This is a genomic window from Streptomyces sp. NPDC097107 (assembly GCF_044762405.1).
GTDB lineage: Bacteria > Actinomycetota > Actinomycetes > Streptomycetales > Streptomycetaceae > Streptomyces > Streptomyces thinghirensis.
Genome location: NZ_JBIWEF010000006.1, coordinates 286,026 through 306,734 on the forward strand (window position 1 = coordinate 286,026; position 20,709 = coordinate 306,734).

Annotated in this window: 21 protein-coding genes; 8 read left to right on the top strand and 13 right to left on the bottom strand. The window is 72.3% G+C overall.

Features of this window, described 5'->3' with window-relative positions:
- Nucleotides 1-7: 7 nt before the first annotated feature.
- A complete protein-coding gene (locus tag ACIQ1J_RS16780; RefSeq protein ID WP_403557424.1) occupies nucleotides 8-1,690 on the bottom strand; it encodes a DNA alkylation response protein in 1,683 nt (560 codons plus the stop codon).
- Nucleotides 1,691-1,792: 102 nt separating this feature from the next.
- Here ACIQ1J_RS16780 and ACIQ1J_RS16785 point away from each other — a divergent pair, with 102 nt between their 5' ends.
- Nucleotides 1,793-2,545: a PaaX family transcriptional regulator C-terminal domain-containing protein gene (locus tag ACIQ1J_RS16785; protein WP_403557612.1), complete on the top strand. Its 753-nt coding sequence runs from the start codon at nucleotides 1,793-1,795 to the stop codon at nucleotides 2,543-2,545.
- 33 nt (nucleotides 2,546-2,578) lie between these two features.
- Here the strand turns inward: ACIQ1J_RS16785 and ACIQ1J_RS16790 are convergent, their stop codons facing one another.
- Both ACIQ1J_RS16790 and ACIQ1J_RS16795 read right to left on the bottom strand, forming a co-directional pair.
- Nucleotides 2,579-3,382 (bottom strand): pectate lyase, encoded by an 804-nt coding sequence (locus ACIQ1J_RS16790; RefSeq protein ID WP_403557425.1) that lies wholly within the window; start codon nucleotides 3,380-3,382, stop codon nucleotides 2,579-2,581.
- Nucleotides 3,383-3,579: 197 nt separating this feature from the next.
- Complete coding sequence (locus ACIQ1J_RS16795) at nucleotides 3,580-4,659, bottom strand: NADH:flavin oxidoreductase/NADH oxidase (RefSeq protein WP_403557426.1); 1,080 nt, start codon at nucleotides 4,657-4,659, stop codon at nucleotides 3,580-3,582.
- A 153-nt stretch (nucleotides 4,660-4,812) separates the two neighbouring features.
- On the opposite strand from ACIQ1J_RS16795, the gene ACIQ1J_RS16800 reads away from it, so the two are divergent.
- On the top strand, nucleotides 4,813-5,190 hold the full coding sequence (locus ACIQ1J_RS16800; RefSeq protein ID WP_403557427.1) for an ArsR/SmtB family transcription factor: 378 nt from the start codon (nucleotides 4,813-4,815) through the stop codon (nucleotides 5,188-5,190).
- A 16-nt stretch (nucleotides 5,191-5,206) separates the two neighbouring features.
- On the opposite strand, the gene ACIQ1J_RS16805 is transcribed toward ACIQ1J_RS16800, so the two are convergent.
- A complete protein-coding gene (locus tag ACIQ1J_RS16805) occupies nucleotides 5,207-6,580 on the bottom strand; it encodes an FAD-dependent oxidoreductase (RefSeq protein WP_403557428.1) in 1,374 nt (457 codons plus the stop codon).
- A 237-nt stretch (nucleotides 6,581-6,817) separates the two neighbouring features.
- Between ACIQ1J_RS16805 and ACIQ1J_RS16810 the strand changes: the two genes are divergently transcribed.
- Nucleotides 6,818-7,273 (top strand): DUF6214 family protein, encoded by a 456-nt coding sequence (locus ACIQ1J_RS16810; RefSeq protein ID WP_210959464.1) that lies wholly within the window; start codon nucleotides 6,818-6,820, stop codon nucleotides 7,271-7,273.
- Between the two features lie 18 nt (nucleotides 7,274-7,291).
- On the opposite strand, the gene ACIQ1J_RS16815 is transcribed toward ACIQ1J_RS16810, so the two are convergent.
- Nucleotides 7,292-7,948, bottom strand: a complete 657-nt coding sequence (locus tag ACIQ1J_RS16815; RefSeq protein WP_403557429.1) for a DUF305 domain-containing protein — start codon at nucleotides 7,946-7,948, stop codon at nucleotides 7,292-7,294.
- A 188-nt stretch (nucleotides 7,949-8,136) separates the two neighbouring features.
- On the opposite strand from ACIQ1J_RS16815, the gene ACIQ1J_RS16820 reads away from it, so the two are divergent.
- Entirely contained in the window at nucleotides 8,137-9,639 is a 1,503-nt protein-coding gene (locus tag ACIQ1J_RS16820; RefSeq protein ID WP_403557430.1) for an LVIVD repeat-containing protein, read from the top strand.
- Here the strand turns inward: ACIQ1J_RS16820 and ACIQ1J_RS16825 are convergent.
- The 5 genes from ACIQ1J_RS16825 to ACIQ1J_RS16845 form a co-directional block, all read right to left on the bottom strand.
- Nucleotides 9,627-10,337: a TetR/AcrR family transcriptional regulator gene (locus tag ACIQ1J_RS16825; RefSeq protein WP_403557431.1), complete on the bottom strand. Its 711-nt coding sequence runs from the start codon at nucleotides 10,335-10,337 to the stop codon at nucleotides 9,627-9,629. The two genes, ACIQ1J_RS16820 and ACIQ1J_RS16825, sit on opposite strands and share 13 nt — an antisense overlap.
- Nucleotides 10,338-10,481: 144 nt before the next feature.
- Nucleotides 10,482-11,213: an HAD family hydrolase gene (locus tag ACIQ1J_RS16830; RefSeq protein WP_403557432.1), complete on the bottom strand. Its 732-nt coding sequence runs from the start codon at nucleotides 11,211-11,213 to the stop codon at nucleotides 10,482-10,484.
- A gap of 298 nt (nucleotides 11,214-11,511) precedes the next feature.
- Complete coding sequence (locus ACIQ1J_RS16835; protein WP_403557433.1) at nucleotides 11,512-12,183, bottom strand: phosphatase PAP2 family protein; 672 nt, start codon at nucleotides 12,181-12,183, stop codon at nucleotides 11,512-11,514.
- A 64-nt stretch (nucleotides 12,184-12,247) separates the two neighbouring features.
- A complete protein-coding gene (locus ACIQ1J_RS16840; protein WP_403557434.1) occupies nucleotides 12,248-13,183 on the bottom strand; it encodes a M56 family metallopeptidase in 936 nt (311 codons plus the stop codon).
- Between the two features lie 112 nt (nucleotides 13,184-13,295).
- The gene (locus tag ACIQ1J_RS16845) at nucleotides 13,296-13,838 is read right to left on the bottom strand and encodes a DUF5134 domain-containing protein (RefSeq protein ID WP_403557435.1); all 543 of its coding nucleotides are present in this window, start codon (nucleotides 13,836-13,838) and stop codon (nucleotides 13,296-13,298) included.
- A 203-nt stretch (nucleotides 13,839-14,041) separates the two neighbouring features.
- Here ACIQ1J_RS16845 and ACIQ1J_RS16850 point away from each other — a divergent pair, with 203 nt between their 5' ends.
- Together ACIQ1J_RS16850 and ACIQ1J_RS16855 are read left to right on the top strand one after the other, a co-directional pair.
- Nucleotides 14,042-15,730, top strand: coding sequence for an FUSC family protein (locus tag ACIQ1J_RS16850; RefSeq protein ID WP_403557436.1), 1,689 nt, complete (start codon nucleotides 14,042-14,044; stop codon nucleotides 15,728-15,730).
- The gene (locus tag ACIQ1J_RS16855) at nucleotides 15,727-16,284 is read left to right on the top strand and encodes a MarR family winged helix-turn-helix transcriptional regulator (RefSeq protein ID WP_403557437.1); all 558 of its coding nucleotides are present in this window, start codon (nucleotides 15,727-15,729) and stop codon (nucleotides 16,282-16,284) included. The genes ACIQ1J_RS16850 and ACIQ1J_RS16855 overlap by 4 nt, the downstream gene beginning before the upstream one ends.
- 81 nt (nucleotides 16,285-16,365) lie before the next feature.
- Here ACIQ1J_RS16855 and ACIQ1J_RS16860 read toward each other — a convergent pair whose 3' ends face one another.
- Nucleotides 16,366-17,130: a VOC family protein gene (locus ACIQ1J_RS16860; protein ID WP_403557438.1), complete on the bottom strand. Its 765-nt coding sequence runs from the start codon at nucleotides 17,128-17,130 to the stop codon at nucleotides 16,366-16,368.
- A gap of 102 nt (nucleotides 17,131-17,232) precedes the next feature.
- Complete coding sequence (locus tag ACIQ1J_RS16865) at nucleotides 17,233-17,625, bottom strand: VOC family protein (RefSeq protein WP_386512081.1); 393 nt, start codon at nucleotides 17,623-17,625, stop codon at nucleotides 17,233-17,235.
- A gap of 159 nt (nucleotides 17,626-17,784) precedes the next feature.
- Between ACIQ1J_RS16865 and ACIQ1J_RS16870 the strand changes: the two genes are divergently transcribed.
- Nucleotides 17,785-18,324, top strand: a complete 540-nt coding sequence (locus ACIQ1J_RS16870) for a GNAT family N-acetyltransferase (protein ID WP_403557439.1) — start codon at nucleotides 17,785-17,787, stop codon at nucleotides 18,322-18,324.
- Between the two features lie 27 nt (nucleotides 18,325-18,351).
- Here the strand turns inward: ACIQ1J_RS16870 and ACIQ1J_RS16875 are convergent, their stop codons facing one another.
- Nucleotides 18,352-19,035: a glycerophosphodiester phosphodiesterase family protein gene (locus ACIQ1J_RS16875; RefSeq protein ID WP_121750468.1), complete on the bottom strand. Its 684-nt coding sequence runs from the start codon at nucleotides 19,033-19,035 to the stop codon at nucleotides 18,352-18,354.
- Nucleotides 19,036-19,263: 228 nt separating this feature from the next.
- Here ACIQ1J_RS16875 and ACIQ1J_RS16880 point away from each other — a divergent pair, with 228 nt between their 5' ends.
- Complete coding sequence (locus tag ACIQ1J_RS16880; RefSeq protein ID WP_403557440.1) at nucleotides 19,264-20,667, top strand: DUF6421 family protein; 1,404 nt, start codon at nucleotides 19,264-19,266, stop codon at nucleotides 20,665-20,667.
- Nucleotides 20,668-20,709 lie beyond the last annotated feature (42 nt).

Genomic DNA, 20,709 nt, shown 5'->3' on the forward strand with positions numbered 1-20,709 from the left:
GAGCCGGTCAGCTCTCGCCGGGCAGCGCCCGCGCCAGGATGCCGCCCAGGTCGGCCCCGGCCGGCAGCGTGCCGAAGGCGTGCCCCCAGTCGCCGCCGAGCCGGCTCGCGCAGAACGCGTCCGCGACGGCGGGCGGGGCGTGCCGGACCAGGAGGGAGGCCTGGAGGGTGAGGGCCATCAGCTCCACCAGGCGACGGGCGCCGGTCTCGGACGCCTCCGTCAGCCCCGACTCCAGCCGGGCCACGGCGGTGTCCAGCCGGGCGTCCGCCCCGCGCGCGAGGGCGAGTTCGCCGAAGAGGGCGTGGCCGGCGGCGGGGGAGCGGCCGAGCGCCCGCAGCACGTCGAGGGCGTTGACGTTCCCCGAGCCCTCCCAGATCGACAGCAGCGGCGCCTCGCGGTAGTGCCGGGGCATGCCCGACTCCTCCACGTAGCCGTTGCCGCCCAGGCACTCCAGGGCCTCCGCGGTGAACGCCGGGCCCCGCTTGGTCACCCAGTACTTGCCGACGGCGGTGGCGATCCGCCGGAACGCGGCCTCCCCGGCGTCCCCGCGCACCGCCCGGTCCGCCGCACCCGCCAGCCGCAGGGTGAGCGTCGTCGCGGCCTCGGACTCCAGCGCCAGGTCGGCCAGGACGTTGCGCATCAGCGGCTGGTCGATCAGCCGGGCGCCGAACGCGCTGCGGTGCCGTACGTGATGCCCGGCCTCGACGAGCGTCTTGCGCATCAGCGTCGCCGAGCCCGTCACACAGTCCAGCCGCGTGCAGTTGACCATCTCGATGATCGTCTTGACGCCCTGCCCCTCGGGCCCGACCAGCCAGGCGACCGTGCCGTCGAACTCGGGCTCGGACGAGGCGTTGGACCGGTTGCCGAGCTTGTCCTTCAGCCGCTGGACGCGGAACGTGTTGCGGCTGCCGTCGGGCAGCACGCGCGGCACCAGGAAGCAGGACAGGCCCCCTGGAGCCTGCGCCAGCACCAGGAACACGTCGCACATCGGCGCCGACGTGAACCACTTGTGCCCGCGCAGCGTGTAGACGCCGGGCTCCGCGGTCGGGGTGGCCGCCGTGGTGTTCGTACGGACGTCGGAGCCGCCCTGCTTCTCGGTCATCCCCATGCCGGCCAGCAGGCCCCGCTTCTCCGTGGGCGTGCGCAGCCCCGGCTCGTACTCCCGGCCGGTCAGCAGCGGCTCGTAGACCTTCGCCAGCTCGGGCTGTGCGCGCAGCGCGGGGACGGCCGCGTAGGTCATCGAGGTCGGGCACCCGTGGCCGGCCTCGGTGTGCCCCCACACCAGCCCGCCGGCGGTCCGCGCGACATGGGCGCCCGGCCGGTCGTCGGCCCAGGGCGCACCCGCCAGCCCCTCGCCGACCGCCACGCGCATCAGGTGGTGCCAGCTCGGGTGGTACTCGACCTCGTCGACCCGGTTGCCGAACCGGTCGTGCGTGCGCAGCACCGGCTCGTGGCGGTTGGCCAGGTCGCCCCACTCCTGCGCCTCCGCGCTCCCCGCCCGCCCGCCGAGCCGCCGCAGGTCCTCCTCGGCCCACCCGGCGCCCTCCCGCCGCAACCCCTCCAGCAGGGCCGTGTCGTCGGAGGCGTCGTAAGGGGCCAGGGACGGGGGCTGATTGGTGACGTCGTGCGTGGCGTACCCCTCGTGAGGGCCCGCGGAATCGTCGTACGGCTCCTGCGCGAGTGTCGTCATGACAGGGATGTTGCACTACTTCTGCGACCGCAGCAATAGTGCAACACGCAAGGCGCACGTACAGTACGTGCTCATGCGGAAGGACGACACGTGCCCACGCGGATGAACGACTCCGTGCCCTCCGGCGAGCTCACGCTGCGTCCGCTGTCCGCGCGGTCGGTCGTCCTGAGTCTGCTGCTCGGCACCCATCGCCCCGAACTGCCGGTGCGGGAGCTGGTGCGGCTCGTCGAGGGGTTCGACGTCGGCGGTTCCACCGTGCGCGCGGCACTGAGCCGGATGGTCGCCGCCGGTGACCTGCGGCGCACGGACACCGGCTACCGCCTCAGCGAACGGCTGCTGGAGCGCCAGCGGCGCCAGGACGAGGCCGTCCGCCCGCACACGCGCGCGTGGGAGGGCGACTGGGAGATGGTCCTGATCACCGCGACGGGACGCGCTCCCGCCGAACGCGCCGACCTACGCGCCCGGCTGACCGCCCTGCGCCTCGCCGAACTCCGCGAGGGCGTCTGGCTGCGCCCCGCCAACCTGTGCCGCCCACTTCCCGCCGAACTCGACCTGGTGGCCGAGCGCTGGGCCTCGCGCCCCGGCCGTCCGGCATCCGAACTGGCCGCGGGCCTGTGGCCGCTGGACGGCTGGTCCGCCACGGCCCGGGCGCTGCTCGCCCAGGTCGACCGGGCCAGGCGGCCGGCCGACCGGCTCACCGCCTTCGCGGCCGTCGTGCGCCACCTGCTCGCCGACCCGGTCCTGCCCCCGGAGCTCCTCCCGGCGCACTGGCCCGGCACGGCCCTGCGCGACGCCTGCACGGACTACCAGCGGGAGCAGGCCGGACAGGTCCGGGTGCGGAACACCCGGACCTGAACCGGCGGGATCAATTCACCCTCGTTCGCCGCGTCACCTGTAGGTGATGTCGGACGACGAGTACTTGCAGTGCGTGCCGTCGGGGCCCGAGCCGTTCGAGTCCGGCTCGTCGCCTTCGTCGTTGCCGATGTACTTCTGGCACGGGACGATCTTCTTGCCGCTGTCCCCGACGATCGTGATGTTGCGCAGGGTCGCGCTGTCGCCGTAGTTGGTGTTGATGCCGGCGATCCGGCTGCCCTTCCAGCCCACCTCGATGGTGTTGAGGTTGATCGTCCGCTTGTACTGCGTCGAGCAGTTGCCGCAGGAGCGGACGAAGGTGCCGAAGTTCTTGACCGCGAAGTTCGACACGTTCAGCGAACCGGCGCCGTTGAACTGGAACACCTTGTCGCCGGCTTCTTTGGCACCGCCGCCCGAGACGGTGTAGACATTCGACGACGAGGAGCCCCGGAAGGTGGCCGCGTCCTCGCCGACGTCCTCCCACCAGACGTTCTGCAGGGTGCAACTGCCCTTGCAGTGGATGCCGTCCGCGGCGGGGGCGCCGATGATCACGTTCTTGAGGACGGCGCCGGGGGCCAGTTCCAGGATCGGACCCTGGTCCTCGTCCTGGCCGCCGGAACCGAGGTCGCCGGTGCCGTAGAGGCGCTTCATCCCGTAGTCCTTGGTGCCGGAGACCGGGATGGTCGACGAGACTCCCTCGCTGCCGTTGGGGGTCGGCCAGGTGGCGGCCTGCGCCGGAGAGGCTCCGGAGGTCATGAGCATGCCAACCGAGAGGCCGAATGCGGCCAGCGCGCCGGTCGCGGCGCGTCGCCGCCCGCGGGGGCGTGTCACAGCAGTCATGTTCTGGTCCCTTCTGTAAGGGGTGGGGGTGAATGAACATGTACGTGAACGATGTGCTTCAGGCTGAAGCCGCCGCGAACGCGGAGGGCGCACGGGTGGGATCTTGGCGACCCCGCACGTTCGCGGCGGTCATGCTGATGAACGGACGGTAAAGGGCAAGCGCTTTCTAGTCAACGCTTCGCGCGCGGATGGGCGCGTCACATGCCCCAGCCGTACTGGTCCGGCATGCGGACGCCCTGGCCCAGCTCGCGCGCCGCGTGCTGGGCCCAGGACGGGTCGCGCAGCAGCTCGCGTCCCAGCAGCACCGCGTCGGCCTCGCCGTTGGCCAGGATCTTCTCGGCCTGCTCGACGTCCGTGATCAGGCCCACCGCGGCGACCCGCAGCGGGGCGTCCGCCTTCAGGCGCGCGGCGAAGGGGACCTGGTAGCCGGGCCCGGTCGGGATCCGGACGCGCGGGACGTTGCCGCCGGTGGAGACGTCGAGGAGGTCGATGCCGTGCGCCCGGAGGTCGTGGGCGAAGCGGACGGTGTCGTCCGGCGTCCAGCCGCCCTCCTCCAGCCAGTCGGTCGCGGAGACGCGGAAGAACAGCGGCTTGTCGTCGGGCCACACCTCACGCACGGCGTCGACGACCTCCAGGGCGAACCGGGTGCGGTTCTCGTACGAGCCGCCGTAGGCGTCGGTGCGGTGGTTGGAGTGGGGTGACAGGAACTCGTGGATCAGGTAGCCGTGGGCGCCGTGGATCTCGACGATCTCGAAACCGGCCGCGAGGGCCCGGCGCGCGGCGTCCGCGAACTGACCGACGATCTCCTGGATCCGCGTGGTCGTCAGCTCGGTCGGCACCGGGTGCCGCTCGTCGAACGCGAGCGCGCTCGGGGCCACCGGCTGCCAGCCGTGCGTGTCCGGGCCCACCGGTGCCCCGCCCTTCCAGGGCTGCGCGGTCGACGCCTTGCGGCCCGCGTGGGCCAGCTGGATCGCCGGGACCGTGCCCTGGGACCGCAGGAAGTCCGTGATCCGGCGGAACGCCTCGACCTGGGTGTCGTTCCACAGGCCGAGGTCCTGCGGAGAGATGCGGCCCTCCGGTGACACGCCGGTGGCCTCGGTGACGATCAGACCGGTGCCGCCCACGGCGCGTGCGCCGTAGTGCGCCAAGTGCCAGTCGCCGGGGGCGCCCGCCAGCGGGCCCTCCGGTGCGGCGGAGTACTGGCACATCGGCGGCATCCAGACCCGGTTCGGGATGGTGGTGTCACGCAGCTGGAGGGGCTGGAAGAGGGCGCTCATGAGCGGGTACTCCCTTGGTCGCGGCAGGAGGGGCAGGCGGAAACGGCTCGTACGATAACCCTCGTAGTACGGCGAATGTCAAACTACGGTGGTCTTCGTACAATGAGGCTCCCTCCTGAACGGTGGGACCCTCCCGGACCAACTGGAGCCGCTGTGCCCCCCGCCACCACCGCCGCCGGCACCACCGCCGCCGGCACCCGCGACCTGCCGCACCCGGCGCGCGAGGAGATCCGGCTGGAGTCGGTGCTGCACGCGCTCTCCGACCCGGTGCGGCTGCGCATCGTGCGGGAACTCGCCGCCGCCAGTGACGAGCTCCTCTCCTGCTCGCACTTCGACCTGCCGGTCACCAAGTCCACCACCACGCATCACTTCCGGGTGCTGCGCGAGAGCGGGCTGGTCTGCCAGACCTACCGGGGGACGGCCAAGATGAACGGCCTGCGCAGGGACGACCTGGACGCCCTCTTCCCCGGGCTGTTCGACGCCCTCCTGGCCGCCGCGGCCCGCCAGGACGCCTGCCTCGGCACTGACTGACCGCGGCAGGGGCCCGCTACTGAGGCCGTCGCCGTCCGCGCTCCCGGGCCGCGGTCGTCCGTGCCGCGGTCAGCAGCGACTCCCAGTCGGGCAGCTTGACCACGTGCCGCCCCAGCGAGGCGCCGAGTTCCGCCTCGGCCCGCTCGATGGCCCGCCACCCGGCCCACTCGACCGGCTCGATCCCCTCGGCGCGCAGGAGTGCGAGAGGGTCCGCGGAAAGGTCCCGCTCCGCGAGCGTGGCGGCGTCCGCCAGCAGGGACGTCACCGTCTCCTTCGCGCACGGGCGGTTGGTGCCGATGACACCGGTGGGGCCCCGTTTGATCCAGCCGGCCACGTACTCCCCGGGGGCGACCGTGCCCTCCCGCAGGACACGCCCCGCCCGATGCGGCACCGTGCCGCTCGCCGCGTCGAACGGCAGCCCCTCCAGTGGCACTCCGCGATAGCCCACCGACCGCAGCACCAGCTGGGCCGCGATCTCCTCGTACCGCCCGGTGCCCGTCACGCCACCGCGCCCGTCCGGTGCCGTCCGCTCGAAGCGCACACCGCGGACGTGGCCGTCGCCGTCCGCCGTCAGTTCCACCGGGCGCAGGAAGAAGCGCGGACGGATCCTGCGTGCGGCGTCCGGCGCGGGCTGCCCGGCCCAGCCGCGCAGCACCTCAACGTTGCGGCGCTGCGGACCGGGCAGCCCGGAGGGATCCCGGTAAGCCGGGTCCAGCGCGAGCTCCGCCGGATCCACCAGGACGGCCGTGCCCGGGAGGGCGCCCAGCTCACGCAGCTCCTTGGTGGTGAAGCGGCCCTGCGAGGGGCCCCGCCGGCCCACCATGTGCACCTCGGCCACCCGCCCGGCGGCGAGCGTGTCGAGCGCCGCCTGCGGGATGTCGGTGCCGCTCAGCTCGGCGACGCCGCGTACCAGCATCCGCGTCACGTCGACGGCGACGTTGCCCACCCCGATCACGACCGCCGACCGCACGTCGCGCAGGAAGCCGTCGTCCACGGCGTCCGGATGGGCGCTGTACCAGGACACGAACTCGGTCGCCGACCAGCTGCCCGGCAGGTCCTCGCCGGGGACGCCGAGGCGCCGGTCGGTGGCGGCGCCCACGCAGTACACCACCGCGTGGTACAGCTCGCGCAGCCGCGCGGCCGGCACGCCCCCGGGGCCGACCGGGACGCCGCCGAGGAACCGCACCCGCTCGTGCTCCAGGACCGTGCGCAGGGTGTTCTGCAGCGACTTGATCTTCTCGTGGTCCGGCGCCACGCCGTACCGCACCAGTCCGTACGGGCACGGCAGACGGTCCAGGACGTCCACATGCACTTCGCGGCCGAGCTGGACGAGGCTCTGGGCGGTGTAGCACCCGCTCGGTCCCGAGCCGACGACGGCGACACGCAGCACGGCGGAACTCCTTGTCCGGGAGGCGGATGGTCCGGAAGTCGGAGGGGGTCGCTGGTGCTCCAAGCATCCCACCGCTTCCGCTCCGCTGACAGGGTGCCGCGCCCGGTGAACGGCGTATGTTCGCGCGTGTTCCGTTCGTATGGAATGTGATCATGCGGTTACGTTGCGTGTGTGCTTGAGGCATCCTTCGTTGATCGTTCTCTTCAGCTTTCCGACCGCTGTCCGGGTGACGGTGAGATGTCCGTGCGGCACACCTGGGTGGTGCGCGAGGGGGCCACCGCGACCTCGTGGTTCGACGTCCGGCTGACGTTTCCCGACGGCGCCCGGGTGGAGGCACTCGCCGTGTTGTCCGGTCAGGGCGTGCGGGTCGAGGACGTACGGGCCGAACCACCGCTGTCCCTCGACGACCTGGCCGTGCTCGCCGAGTGGCTGGAGAACCCGCTTTTCGAGGCCTGCGTGCCGGCCTCCGCCGGCGCCGCACCTGCCGCGCCCCGGCGGGCCCGGCCCGCGTGGCCGCGCGGCAGGGAGGGGTGCCGGCTCGCCGCACAGGAGTACCGGGCGGCCCGGGACCTGGGCGGCGACCCGGTCCTCGCGGTGATGCGCGCGACCGGGTACAGCCGGCGGAAGTCACTCAGGCTGATCGGCCAGGCGCGCGACGAGGGCTTTCTGGCCCCGCGCCGCGCACGGCGCTGAAGCGCCGCCGGCGGCCCGTCACAGCATCCCGCGCATCCGGGAGATCTCACTCGTCTGCTGGGCGACCACGTCGTCGGCCATCTCCTCGACCTGAACGTTGTTGCCCTGCGACTTCACGTCCGTGGCCATGGTGATCGCACCCTCGTGGTGAGTGATCATCAGCTTCAGGAAGAGCTGGTCGAACGCCTTGCCCTTCGCCGCGCGCAACTTCTCCAGCTGGGCCTCGGTCGCCATCCCCGGCATCGCGGCGTGGTCGTGCCCGCCTCCTGACTCCTTCTCGCCGTGGTTCTTCAGCCAGCCCTTCATCGCCGCGATCTCCGGTCCCTGCGCGGCGGAGATCCGTTCGGCGAGCTTCTCGACCTGGCCGGACTCGGCCTGCTCCGGCACGAGCTCGGTCATCTCCAGTGCCTGGGCGTGGTGCTGGATCATCATCCGCGCGTAGGAGACGTCCGCCGAGTTGGGGGAGTCGTCGTCGGCACGCTGCTTCTCGGCCTCTTCGGCGGACAGCGTGCGGTTGCCCTCACCCGGCTCGCCCGGAGCGATCACCGAAGGCCCGGCCGCGGCCGCCGACCCGGTGTCCGAACCGGAGTCGCAGGCCCCCAGCCCGAGCACGGCCAGTGAGGTCAGCGAGGCCGTGACGAGCGACGCTCGGGACAAGGCGGGACGAGAGGGCACGACAACCTCCTGTGGCAGGCGAGATGGGAGGCACCTGGGTGCGATGACCGTCCTAGCACGCTTCCGCGCGTCACTGATCAAAAAACTTCATTGCGAGTTCGTTGCCCCCTGTTGATATGTGCATGGTGAAGACGATACTGCGGGGGTGCGTGAACCGTTCCGAAGGGAACGGACGTAGGGAGGAAACAGTGACCCTGTTCAACGACCCGCGAACGCGGCGCAGACGCCTGGGAGTCGCGGCTGCCGCCGCCGGACTCCTTTCCGCGCTGCTCACCGCCGGCCCGGCCGTGGCGACCCCCGACCCCGGGGACAGCCCGGACGCGTCGAAGGAGGTGTCCAAGAGCGCGCGCGCCGAGGTGCGCGAGGCCATCGAGAGCGGCGAGATACCCGGCCAGGACGAGACAGTCCACTCGGACAACATCGAGCACCTGGCCAACATCCCCAAGGACGCGCTGTCCGGCACCAATTCGGACCTGGCCTTCCAGGGCCGGTACGCCTTCGCCGGCAATTACGACGGCTTCCGCATCTTCGACATCAAGAACCCGAAGAAGCCGAAGACCGTGGCCCAGGTGCTGTGTCCCGGCTCGCAGAACGACATCTCCGTCTCCGGCGACCTGCTGTTCCTGTCGACCGACTCCTCGCGCAGCGACAGCAGTTGCAACAGCACCACGCAGCCCGCGACCGAGAAGTCCTCCTGGGAGGGCATGAAGGTCTTCGACATCAGCGACAAACGGAACCCGAAGTACGTCGCCGCCGTCGAGACCGCCTGCGGCTCGCACACCCACACGCTGGTGCCCGAGCGCAAGAACGTCTACGTATACGTCTCCTCGTACTCGCCGAACGCCGCCTACCCCGACTGCCGGCCGCCGCACGACGGCATCTCCGTCATCAAGGTGCCGCGCAAGGCCCCCGAGCGGGCGGCCGTCGTGGACTTCCCGGTGCTGTTCCCCGGTGAGGGCCCCGACGGCGGCGGCAACCCGGGCGGGCCCACCAACCCGGGCGTCTCCAAGACCACCGGCTGCCACGACATCACCGTCCTGCCCTCGAAGGACCTCGCGGCGGGCGCCTGCATGGGCGACGGCATCCTGCTCTCCATCGAGGACCCCGAGCGCCCGAAGGTCATCGACCGGGTCCAGGACAACGTCAACTTCGCGTTCTGGCACTCGGCGACCTTCAACCAGAAGGCCGACAAGGTCGTGTTCACCGACGAACTGGGCGGTGGCGGAGCCGCCACCTGCAACGCGGAGATCGGCCCGAACCGCGGCGCCGACGGCATCTACGACATCGTCGGCCGGGGTGACCACCGCGAGCTGGTCTTCCGCAGCTACTTCAAGATCCCCCGCCACCAGGCGGACACCGAGAACTGCGTGGCCCACAACGGCTCACTGATCCCGGTCAAGGGCCGCGACATCATGGTCCAGGCCTGGTACCAGGGTGGCGTCTCCGTCTGGGAGTTCACCGACTCCAAGCGTCCGAAGGAGATCGCCTACTTCGAGCGTGGCCCGCTGACCACGGACGGCATCACCACCGGCGGTTCCTGGTCCGCGTACTACTACAACGGCTACATCTACTCGAACGACATCGCCAAGGGCTTCGACGTCCTCAAGCTCAGCGACCGGCGCACCGACCCGGCCAAGCGGGTCCACCTGCGCGAGCTCAACACGCAGACCCAGCCGGACTACTTCGACTGAGTCGGCCGGTCGGTCCGGTCGGTCCCGGCCGGCCGACCGGGCACTCCGGTCGAGAAGAACCGCGACAGATCCGTGTCGCACGTCGTCCCGTCGGGCGCTTCGGCGTCCGGCGGGACACCCATCTCCCACTCCAGCCGGTAGCGCTTGAACAACTCGGCGCGCAGCACCGGCACGGGCATCGGCACCCCCGGCACCAGGGCGGCGAAGACGCCGCCCATCAGCAGCGCGCGCAGCATGGGGTAGTCGCGGTCGATGTCCGGTGAGCCGTGCCGGGCCACGGTGTCCCGGAGCAGCTCCGCCAGCCGCCGCTGCTCCGGACAGGGCACGAAACCCACCTCGGCCTGGAGCAGGCCCGCCATGTGCTGGCGCATGAGCACCGGCCGGTCCCGGGCGAGGCCCAGGATCGCGTCGATGGCCCGCGCCATCCGCTCCGGTCCCTCGGCGGTGCGCGGCTCCCGCTCCAGCGCCTCCTCCAGGGTGCGGTGCATCAGCCGGTGCACGGCGGACTGCACCAGCTGGCGCTTGCCGGGGAAGTAGTACGAGACCAGACCGCGCGCCGAGCCCGCCCGGTCGGCGATGTCGCCCAGCGTGGTCGTGTCGTACCCGTGCTCGCCCACCAGCTCCACCGCGGCCTGCAGGAGCCGCTCCTTCGAACGCCTCCGCAACTCTTCATTGACCGAGGCGCTGCGCGGGGACATGCTGTACTCCTGCGTTGACTGGCTGGCAGCCAACTATACTCAGCGCAGACGGGCGGGCCCCAGTGGGCCAGGTCCGGTTACGTCTGCCTCGGACGACACGGGGGATCGTCCGAGGCGGGCGGACGCCCGGCTGGTTGCCCCGGGCTACGAGCCCGGCCGGAGCGGGCGTTCACCGCGCGGGCCCGGTCGGCGCACCAGATCGAGTACGGGCAGCAGCCCGGCCGGCCGCTCGGTCACCGGGAGATGGTCCACGAAGTGCACCCCGCACCCCAGGGCCACCGCACCGCCGTCCGCCGGCCGGCTGTCACCGACCATCAGGGTCTGCTCCGGTTCGGCCCCGAGCGCCGCGCAGGCGGTGGCGAACAGCCGGGGGTCGGGTTTGCGGATGCCGTGCTCGTACGACAGGACGTACGTGTCCACGTACCGGTCCAGGCCGTGCGCGCGGAAGACCGGACGCAGGTCCCAGCCGATGTTGCTGACCACGCCCACGGCGATCCCGTCCCCGCGCAGCGCGCTCAGCACCTCGGCGGCGTCGGGGTACGGGCGCCATGCCCCCGGCGCCATGTGCCGCTCGTACAGCGCGTCGTGCAGCCCCGGGTCCGGCAGCGGCACCTGCCGGGAGAGCCCGGTGTACGCGGCCCGGTGCTGCTCGGACCCCAGGTCCCGGGCCTCCCAGGCATCGGCGAGTCCCTCCGGCACCCGCAGCGGAGGCGCGCCGCCCGGCAGCGCACCCGACGCCTCCAGTGCTCGAGCCGTCTCGGTCAACTCCGGTGCGGAGAGTGTCACTCCGGTGCCGGCGAGTGACGCGCGCAGCCAGGCGTCGGTGGACTCGACGCGGAAAAGGGTCCCGGAGAAGTCGAACAGGACGGCAGCCATGGCCCGATCCTACGAGGCGATGTGGCCGAAGGTGATCCCGCCCGCGCCCGGCAACGTCCCGGCCGCCCGCGCGCGTCACGTGCTCGCCGCGGCGGCGAGCCGGTCGCGGCAGATCGTCGTGGCCGACGACGTAGGTGAACGGCTCAGCGGCCTCCGCGGGGTTCCGCCCCGTCACCCAGGAGTCGAGATCGGGGGGGCGAGCGGATCGCGCGTCAGTCGGTACCGGGCCGGACGGCCGCTCGCAGTGCGGGCGGTCCCACGTGGCGGTAGGCGTGCCCGGGGCGGTGCGCCGGCGGGGTCACGGGTGCCGGCGCCGGTGGATCAGTGCCGCGACGGCCACGACCAGGGCGCCCAGGAGCCAGCCGCCGAAGACGTCAGTGGGCCAGTGGACGCCGAGCCACACCCGCGTCACGCCGACTCCGGCCACGGAGACCACCGCCACGGCCAGGGCGGTCAGGCGCAGGGAGTGGGCGGCGCCGTAGTGGTGGAGGACCCAGACCAGCAGGCCGCACACGAACGTGGCGGTCATGGCGTGGCCCGAGGGGAAGGCGGCGTAGTGCGCGGAGTCCACGGGGTCGGGCCAGACCGGGCGGGAACGGTTCACCGCAGCCTTCAGAGCCTGCTGCAACAGGCTGCCCAGCAGGCACGTCATCCCCAGCCACACGGCCGTCCACCGGTCCCCGCGCCGGAACCACAGCCACAACACCACCACCGCGCACAGCAGTCGCATCGTCCACGTGTCCCACACCCAGTCGGTGAGGATCCGCATGGCGTGGGTGATGCCCGGTTCGTCGACCGCCCAGCGGTGCGTCGTGCCGGCGATGTCGTCGTCCAGGCCGGTCAACGGGCGCCATTCCACGGCCACCAGGGTGAGCAGCAGCGCGGAGCACACGGCCAGCACCCAGGTGACGCGGAGGGCTGCGCGGGGCTGCGGTGGACTGGACGGGGAGTCGACGGGCGGCGTCTGCATGCCGCGATACTCGCCGACGCGGGGGGTCCGGGGCCAATCTCCGGGGCGGGAGCGCGGCGAGTGACTACCCCAACGCCCGAAGTCCCGGCACGAACGCCACCAGTACCGGCACCACGGGTACCAGGGCGGCCGCCGCCGTCAGCCGCAGCCGCCGGGCCGCCGACAGCCGGTTCGGCGGCGTGAGCAACCGGTGCACGCGCTGCGGGACATGGGCCTCGGCGGTCGGGCACGGGCCGAACACGCCACGGTCCTCGTTGAGTTCGACCAGCGCCAGGGCGGTCGTCAGCCGGCCGAAGCGGCGCGAGGCCACGTCGTCGGCGGCCAGTTCGACCAGGCGGTGCATCTCGTCGCGGAACGCCGCGAACACCGGAACCTGCGGGAATCCGTCCGCCAACGCGGACGAGCAGTGCAGCAGCCAGTCGTGCCGCGCCTGCGCGTGCCCCTTCTCGTGGGCCAGGACCGCGTCGAGCTGCCGGCCCTTGAGTCGGCGCAGCGCGGCGGTGGTGACGACCAGCTGCGGGGGAGTGCCGGGCAGCCACCAGGCGTCGGGCCGCTCACCCTCCAGGACGACGAGCGGGTCCGAACCGGGCACCTCGCCGGGCAACGCCGGAGCGCGCAGCAGGAGTTCGTCCCGGCGCCGCCGGCGCCGGGTACGGGCCCGTACGACCTCCCGGGTCAGCATCGCGGCGCTCCACAGCCCGCCGCAGGCCAGCGCGACAGCGGTCGTGTCCGCCCAGAGGCCGGAGGTGCCGAGCGCGTAGGCCTCGACCACCGGGCCCGGCGCCGTCGCGAAGACCTGCCCGCCCACCGCGTGCCAGGCCGCGGCCGCGCTGAACGTCATCGACAGCGCGCAGCACACGAGTACCGCCGCCACCACGCACTGCCAGACCCAGAGCGCGACCACCGGTTCCCGGTCCGGCCAGTCGGCCCGGGCGAGCAGCCTGGGGGCGAGCACGGCGGTCAGGGTGCCGAGCAGCAACAGTGCCGCGGGGAGAGTCATGGAGGCAGCCTATGAGCGTCGCGCCGTCGGCGGTGTGGCCCGCCGCGCGAAGTGACGCAGGCAACGGTTGGGTACGAGGTATGCCGGGTATGCGATGCGCGGCGGCCGGGTGTCACATGGTCAGCAGCATGGCCACCATGGCGATCCCCATGGAGAGCCGACAGGCCCGCGCCAGCTCCGGCCGGTCGCCCCATCCGGCCGCCGGACCGCCCCCGGCCACGGCGACGACCGGCATCAGACGTACGCCGGTCAGCAGTACGTATCCGGTGAAGTAGAGCAGCAGCGCCCCGGTCAGCGCGGGTATCCCGGAGGTGCCGTGGGCGTGGGCGGGGGAGCCGGCCATCACCATCGCCATGTAGACCATGGCCGCGGCCCCGACCAGATGGTGCAGATGGTGACGCCCGGACCGGGCCGCCCACAGGGCGCGCAGCCCCGCGGCACCGAACACGACCGCGTAGCCGGGCCAGGCCCACTCCGGCGGGGTGAACACCGCCGCGGGCACGGCCATGGCGGCCATGCCGAACCCCATGAGGGCTTCGCCGCCCGCGGCGCGGCGCTGCTCCTCGACGCTGCTGCGCATCCGCAGCAGGCAGTAGGCGCCGGTCGCCGCGCAGAGCGCGACCAGCAGCCAGCCGGACGACGCCGGTCCGTGCACAGGTGCCTCCCCGCTCGACGCTCGACGGTCGTTGCCCGACAGTCGGTCAAGGACTGCCCGGACCGTGCGGCGCGCACGCGAGCGCAAGGGTGTACACGGGGGGTATTCGGGGGAGCGCGGCGCATCACCGCAGGTGATAGAGGGGATCGACGTCACACACGGGTCAATCATTTACGGGTAAAACACCTGTTAAGGTTGACTCCATGAGCAGTGCGACCCCCACCTCCGGTACCTCACTCGGCCGACGTCTGTCCCTGGCAGGTGTGCTGCGGCTGCGTCGGCCCTCCGAGATCTGGTTCAAGCCCGCCCTGAGTTCGGTCGCCGCCGTCGCCCCGCCCAACCTGGCCCTGCTGGCCCTCGGACGGCTCGACCTGGCGATGTACACCATGGCCGGGTCGCTGTGCGCGCTCTACGCCCACAACCGCCCCTACGCCGCCCGGGCCCGCACCCTGGCCTGGGTGGTGCTCGGCATGCTCGGCGGCGTCGCCGTCGCCCTGGTCACCGCCTCGCTCACGCGCGACGCCGTCGTCCTCGTCGCCGTCGGAGCCCTGCTGGCGGCCGTGCAGAAGGCCCTGTGCGACGTCACCCGAGTCGGCCCGCCGGGCAACGTGGTGCTGACCTTCATCAGCTCCGCCGCCCTGTTCGTCCCGCAGACCTTCGGCCAGGTCCCCGGTCATCTGGCGCTGGCCGCCGCCGCGGGCGCCTGGGCCTGGCTCGTCGGCATGGCACCCGCCCTGGTCCGCCCGCACGGCCCCGAGCGCCGGGCGACCGCCGCGGCCCTGAACGCCGCCGCCTCGTACGCCGACACCGGCGGCACCGGCGACGGCCACGTCACCGCCCGCGCCGCCGGGTACGCCGCCGTGCAGGCCGCCTGGCAGACGCTGCTGTCCCTCCCGGCGACGGGCACCCGCGCCACCACCCGGCACGCCCTGGAGCACCTCGTGGTCCGCGCCGAGGTCGCCCTCGCCGCGCCCGCCGACACGGACCCGGAGCGGCTGCGCGGCTGGGCCCGCGCCCTGCGCGGCACCGGCCGGGTCCCCCGCACCGGCGACTCCCCGGGCGCCACCGCCGAACTGCTCGGCGTGGACGCCGAACTCGCCACCCCTCCCACACCCCTGTGGCAGCGGCTCGGCCCCCTGACCCCGATCGCCGCCCGCACCGCCCTCGGCTGCGCCCTGGCCGGCTACGCCTCCCTCGCCCTCGGCATCGGCCGCCCCTACTGGGCCCTGGTAACCGCCGCCGCGCTCTACCAGGCCAACATGACCCTGACCTGGAGCCGCGCCGTGCAGCGCGTGGTCGGCAACATCGCCGGGGTGCTGCTGTTCGCGGCCATCGCACCGCTCGCCCACCTCGGGCAGGCCCTGCTCGTCGTCCTCTGCCTCGCCCTCAACTTCGGCGCCGAGGCCCTGATCACCCGCAACTACTGGCTCGGCAGTGTCTGCGTGACTCCCATGGCGCTGCTCATCACGGAGTTCGCCGGCTACCAGGCGCCCGGTGAGCTGATCACCGAGCGGGTGGTGGACACCCTCGTCGGTGCCCTGGCCGGCTCCCTGGCCGCCGTCGCCGTCACCAACCGGCGGGCCGGCAGCCGCGTCGCACAGGCGGTGACCGCCGCCGACCGCGCCCGCGAACGCGCCGCCCGCCTCCTGGCGGAGCCCGACCCGCACCCCGGCGCCCTGGAGGCCGCACGCCGCGGGCTGGCCGCAGCGCTGACGGACCTGCGGGCCGCCGTCGACGCCGCGTCCGGCGAATGGTGGGGGCGCGCCCTGCCTCAGGAGAGGGTCGTGCTCGCCGAGCAGTCCGGACACCGTACGCTCGCCGCAACGGTCCGACGCCAGTCAGCGCGTCCGAACCGTGAAACGGGCACGAGAACGGAGGACGTACGGCCATGACCGCAACCGACGGGGGCTCGGCGACCGGGGGCGACGAGAGAGGCGGACCGGGTGGCGACACGGTCGCCGCGGTCGTACGGCAGTGGCAGGCCGTCCACCCCGATCTCGACACCGGCCCGATGGAGATCATCGGCCGCATCAACCGCTGCGCCGCCCTCCTCCAGCAGGCCGAGGACGCTCCGCTGCGCCGGGCGGGCCTCAGCCGCGCCGAGTTCGACCTGCTCGGCGCGCTGCGCCGCACCGGGCACGAGCTGACCCCCGGCGACCTGGCCCGGGAGACCTTCTCCTCCGGCGCCGCCGTCACCAAGCGCCTCAAGCAGCTCACCGAGCGCGGCCTGGTGGAGCGGCGCGGTGACACCCGCGACCGCCGGGTCGCCCACGTCCGCCTCACGGACACCGGACGCGACCTCGTCGACGGCATCCTGCCCGAACAACTCGCCTACGAGTCCGCCGTCCTCTCCGGCGTCGACGGCCCGGACCAGGGCGAACTGGCGGCACTCCTCGGTGCTCTGCTGGGCCAGCTGGAGGGCCGCCTGGGCGCGCTGCGAGTCTGACGCATGGAGGGCCGCCTGGGCGCGCTGCGGGTCTGACGCCCTGCCGCACGGCGGCACCGCGGCCCAGGGACAGAAACCGTCTCAGCGCTCGTCGCCCGCCCGGTACACGCCGAACATCGCGCCCTGTGGGTCGCGCAGCACGGCGATGCGTGGTCCGTCGGGGGGCGAGGTGGGTTCCATGAGCACGGTGCCGCCGCTGTCGGTCGTGTCGACCGCGGCGGAGTTCACGTCCGCCACCGCGAAGTACGGCAGCCAGTGCGCCGGCACCTCGTGCGGGAACTTCTCGTCCATCGTCACCATGCCGCCGAAGTCCTCCCCGTCGATCCCCCACTGCGGGTAGCGGTCCGAGGTGGTGACGGTCCAGCCGAACACCGTGGTGTAGAAGTCGGCGGCCCGGCCGGGCTCCCGGGTCAGCAGCTCGACCCAGCCCAGCGAGCCGGGCGCGTTGAACAGCCCGGCCCCCGGGAAGGAGCGTGCCTCCCACAGCTGGAACACCGCCCCGGTCGGATCGGCGGCCACCACGAACCGCCCCGAGTCGAAGACGTCCGTGGGACCCTGCGGGACCGCCCCGCCGGCCGCCGTCACCTGCCGTACGGCGTCGTCCGCGTCGCGCACGGCGAACGACACGTTCCAGGCGACCGGCTGCGCCGGCTGGTACAGCGGGGTCAGGGCGGCGACCGCCGCGTCGCCGAGGCGCGCGATCGTGTAGCCGCCCGTCTGCTGCCGGGAGTCCGTCTCGGGGCGCCAGCCGAACAGCTTGGTGTAGAACCGCTTGGCCGCTGCCAGATCGCTGGTCCCCAGTTCGGCCCAGCAGGGCCCGCCGGTCACCGGTTCGTGGAGCTTCATCGCGTGGGGCGTCCTTCCGCAGAGCCGCAGACCGTCCGTCCCCCTCCAGCACGCTAAGGCCGGGCCCGGACCGCGGCCATCCGGCACGTACCGCCCGGTGGCTCAGATGCCGGGCCGGTAGCGCAGCGGATGGTCCGCGGGCACCTCCACCAGCACGATCCGTGTGCCGTCCGGATCCTCGATCCACATCTCCACCAGCCCCCACGGCTCCTGGACCGGCGGCCGGACGATCTCGACGCCCTTCGCGCGCAGCTCGTCGTGGGTCGCGGCGGCGTTCTCGACCTGGAGCCACAGCTTCAGCGCGGGTGAGAGGGGCGTCTCGGAACGGCCGGAGACCTCCAGGAAGCCGCCGCCGAGGAAGTAGACGGTGCCCCGCTCGGGTCCGGTGCCGAACTCCCGGTGGACGGCGAGGCCGAGCTGTTCGCCGTAGAAGGCGCGGGAGCGGTCGGGGTCGGTGGGGCGGAGCAGGATTCGGCTGCTGAGTACATGCACCATGCGTCCCGAGACTACTGGCGGCGTTACTCTCATCGGTGCCCCCGCCGCGCCCGAGAACGAATCTGCGCCCGAGAACGAACCCGCGCCCGAGAACGAACCCGCGCCCGCTGACGACCCGTCGAGAACGACCCGTCGAGAACGAACCGGAGAACGCTCCCCATGGACACCGCCGCCAGTCCACTGACCTACCGCGACGCCACCGCCGCCGACGTGGACGACATCGTCGCGCTCATAGAGTCCGCGTACCGCGGAGATTCCAGCCGCGCCGGATGGACCACCGAGGCGGACATCCTCCAGGGGCAGCGCACGGATCCGGAGGGCGTGCTGCAGGTCGTCAAGTCGCCGGACAGCCGCCTGCTGGCGGTCGAGCGGGACGGCCGGATCGTGGCCTGCTGCCAGCTGGAGCACCGCGGAGCGCATGCCTACTTCGGGATGTTCGCGGTCGGCCCGGCGCTCCAGGGCGAGGGCCTGGGCAAGACGATCATCGCGGCGGCGGAGCGGTGGGCCCGCGAGGTGTGGGGTGTGACGGAGATGCACATGACCGTGATCTCCGTGCGCGAGGATCTCATCGCCTGGTACGAGCGCCGTGGCTACCGCCGTACGGGAGAGATGACTCCCTTCCCGTACGGCGACGAGCGCTTCGGCATTCCGCAGCGCGACGACCTCGAGTTCGAGCTGCTGGTCAAGCCGCTGGCGTGACCCGGGTGACCGCGTGCGCCGTGACGCTCACGCGGTGAAGCGGCCGGTGCGTTTGATCTCCGGGTAGTCGGTCGTCGCGCCGTCCAGGCCGAGGGCGCGCACCAGCCGCAGGTGGTCCTGGGTGTTCACCGTCCAGCAGAAGACCCGCAGGCCCGCCTTGCGGGCCCGCTCCACGATCTCCAGCGTGATCCGGTTGATGTCCAGGCACAGCGTGCCGGCACCGGCCTCGACGGCGCGGTCCACGACCTCGGGGCCGTAGTACTGCGCGACCAGAGCGGTCCGCACCCCGGGCACCAGCCGGGCGATCTCCACGATGGCCTCGTCGTGGAACGAGATCACCTCCACCCGGTCCACCAGGTCCCGCCGGTGCATCACCTCCGCGAGTGTGCGCGCCGCCGCCGCGTCCTTGATCTCGGCCTGCAACGGCACCGACACGGCGTCCAGCACCTCCTCGAAGACCGGGACCCGCTCCCCGCGGCCCGCGTCCAGCGCCCGCAGCTCCTCGAGGGTCTGCTCGGCGATCGCGCCCGTGCCGTCGGTGGTGCGGTCCACGTCCGCGTCGTGCATGACGACGAGCGCGCCGTCCTTGCTCAGGTGCAGGTCCAGTTCGACGACGTCGAGGCCGGCCTGCTCGGCGGCGACGAAGGAACGCAGGGTGTTCTCGGGTTCGACACCCATCACTCCACGGTGACCGATGGTGAGGAAGTTCAAGGCTCGACTCGCTTCCGTCGACGTCGGCGATGGCAGGGCGGCAGCCTAACGGCCCTGCGGGACCGTTTCCCCTCTGCCGCGCCTGGTATCCGGACTCAGGCACCCCGCAGGAAAAAATGCGGTGAAGGGCAGGGTCGGGCAGGATAATTTACGGAGGCCCCCCTTGCTGGGAGAAACCTCGTATGCATACGGTGTCCTGACGTGAGCTTCTCCCGTGGAGGATGGGACATGACGGAAATTCTTGTGCAGGTGGGTGTGGAGGAGAACATTCCTCCGGCGAGCAGGGTGGTGGAGCACCCGGCGTGGCCCGTGCTCAAGGATGCCGTGGAGCAGATCCGGCCATGGCAGTCCAAGGACGGGTCGATCGACTTCGACGCCGAGGGCGCGCCCGACACGGCCGCCGCCGAGGACGCCGTACGCCGTGTCGTCGGCGCCGTCGAGGAGCTGTCCCCGCTCCTGCCGCACGATCACGCCTACCACGAGGCCCTGGTGACGGACCTCGGCCGTTGGGCCGACGGCGGATTCCAGGTGCCCGACTTCCTCGACTCACTGCTGGCCTTCCAGCCCGCCGCGAGCCGCGCGCACGGCCTCCAGCACCTGGTCGTCTTCCCGATGTACACGCAGAACGGCAACCCGGACCGCAACCTCGAAGCGGTCGTGCTGCGCATGGTCTGGCCCGACTGGCTGGCCGAACTGGAGCGCACCCGCTACGACAACCCGCTCTTCTGCGGCATCACCTTCGAGGACTTCACGGCCGGCTACGACACCAACTCCGCCGTCCTCTTCCCGGAGACCATCGCCGTGCGCGAGGCGCCCGAGCGCTTCTCCTGGGGTGGCATCTTCTGCGACCGCGAGGCCGCCCGCTTCCGCCGCGTCACCGAGGCCGCCGTCGGCATCCTGGGCCTGGAGCTGCCCGAGGACGTCGCCGCGATGGTGCACGACCAGAAGCGCTGCGAGGAGGCCTTCGTTCTGTGGGACATGGTCCACGACCGCACCCACAGCCACGGCGACCTGCCCTTCGACCCCTTCATGATCAAGCAGCGCCAGCCGTTCTGGATGTACGGCCTGGAGGAGCTGCGCTGCGACCTCACCGCCTTCAGGGAGGCCGTGAAACTCGCGGACGAGGGTGTCCCGCAGGCCCGTGACGTGCAGTACGCCGTGCTCTTCGACCGCATGTTCCGCTTCCCGGTCACCGGCGAGCGCCAGCGCAACTACGACGGTCTGGGCGGCCAGCTCCTCTTCGCCTACCTCCACAAGCACGACGTCGTGCGCTGGACCGACAACAAGCTCTTCATCGACTGGCAGCGCGCCCCGCAGGTCACCAACGAGCTGTGCGCCGAGATCGAGAAGCTCTACCGCGACGGCATCGACCGCCCCAAGATCGTGCACTGGTTCGCCGGCTACGAGCTGGTCTCCACCTACCTCGCCCCGCACCCGGGCTCGAAGTGGGCCAAGGGCCCCGACGCCCTGGACCTGACGCTGCCGCCGCGCAAGCTCGTCGATGACGTGCTTGCGGACGAGTTTCCGCTGAGCATGTTCTACGAGGCACTGTCCAAGAAGCTCAAGAACGTGGTCGCCTCGACCCGGGGCATCACGGCGACGGCGGACGGCGCCGAGCGGGCCGCCGCGTGAGCGACGGCACGGACAGGCAGACACAGCAGGCCCGGGAGGCGA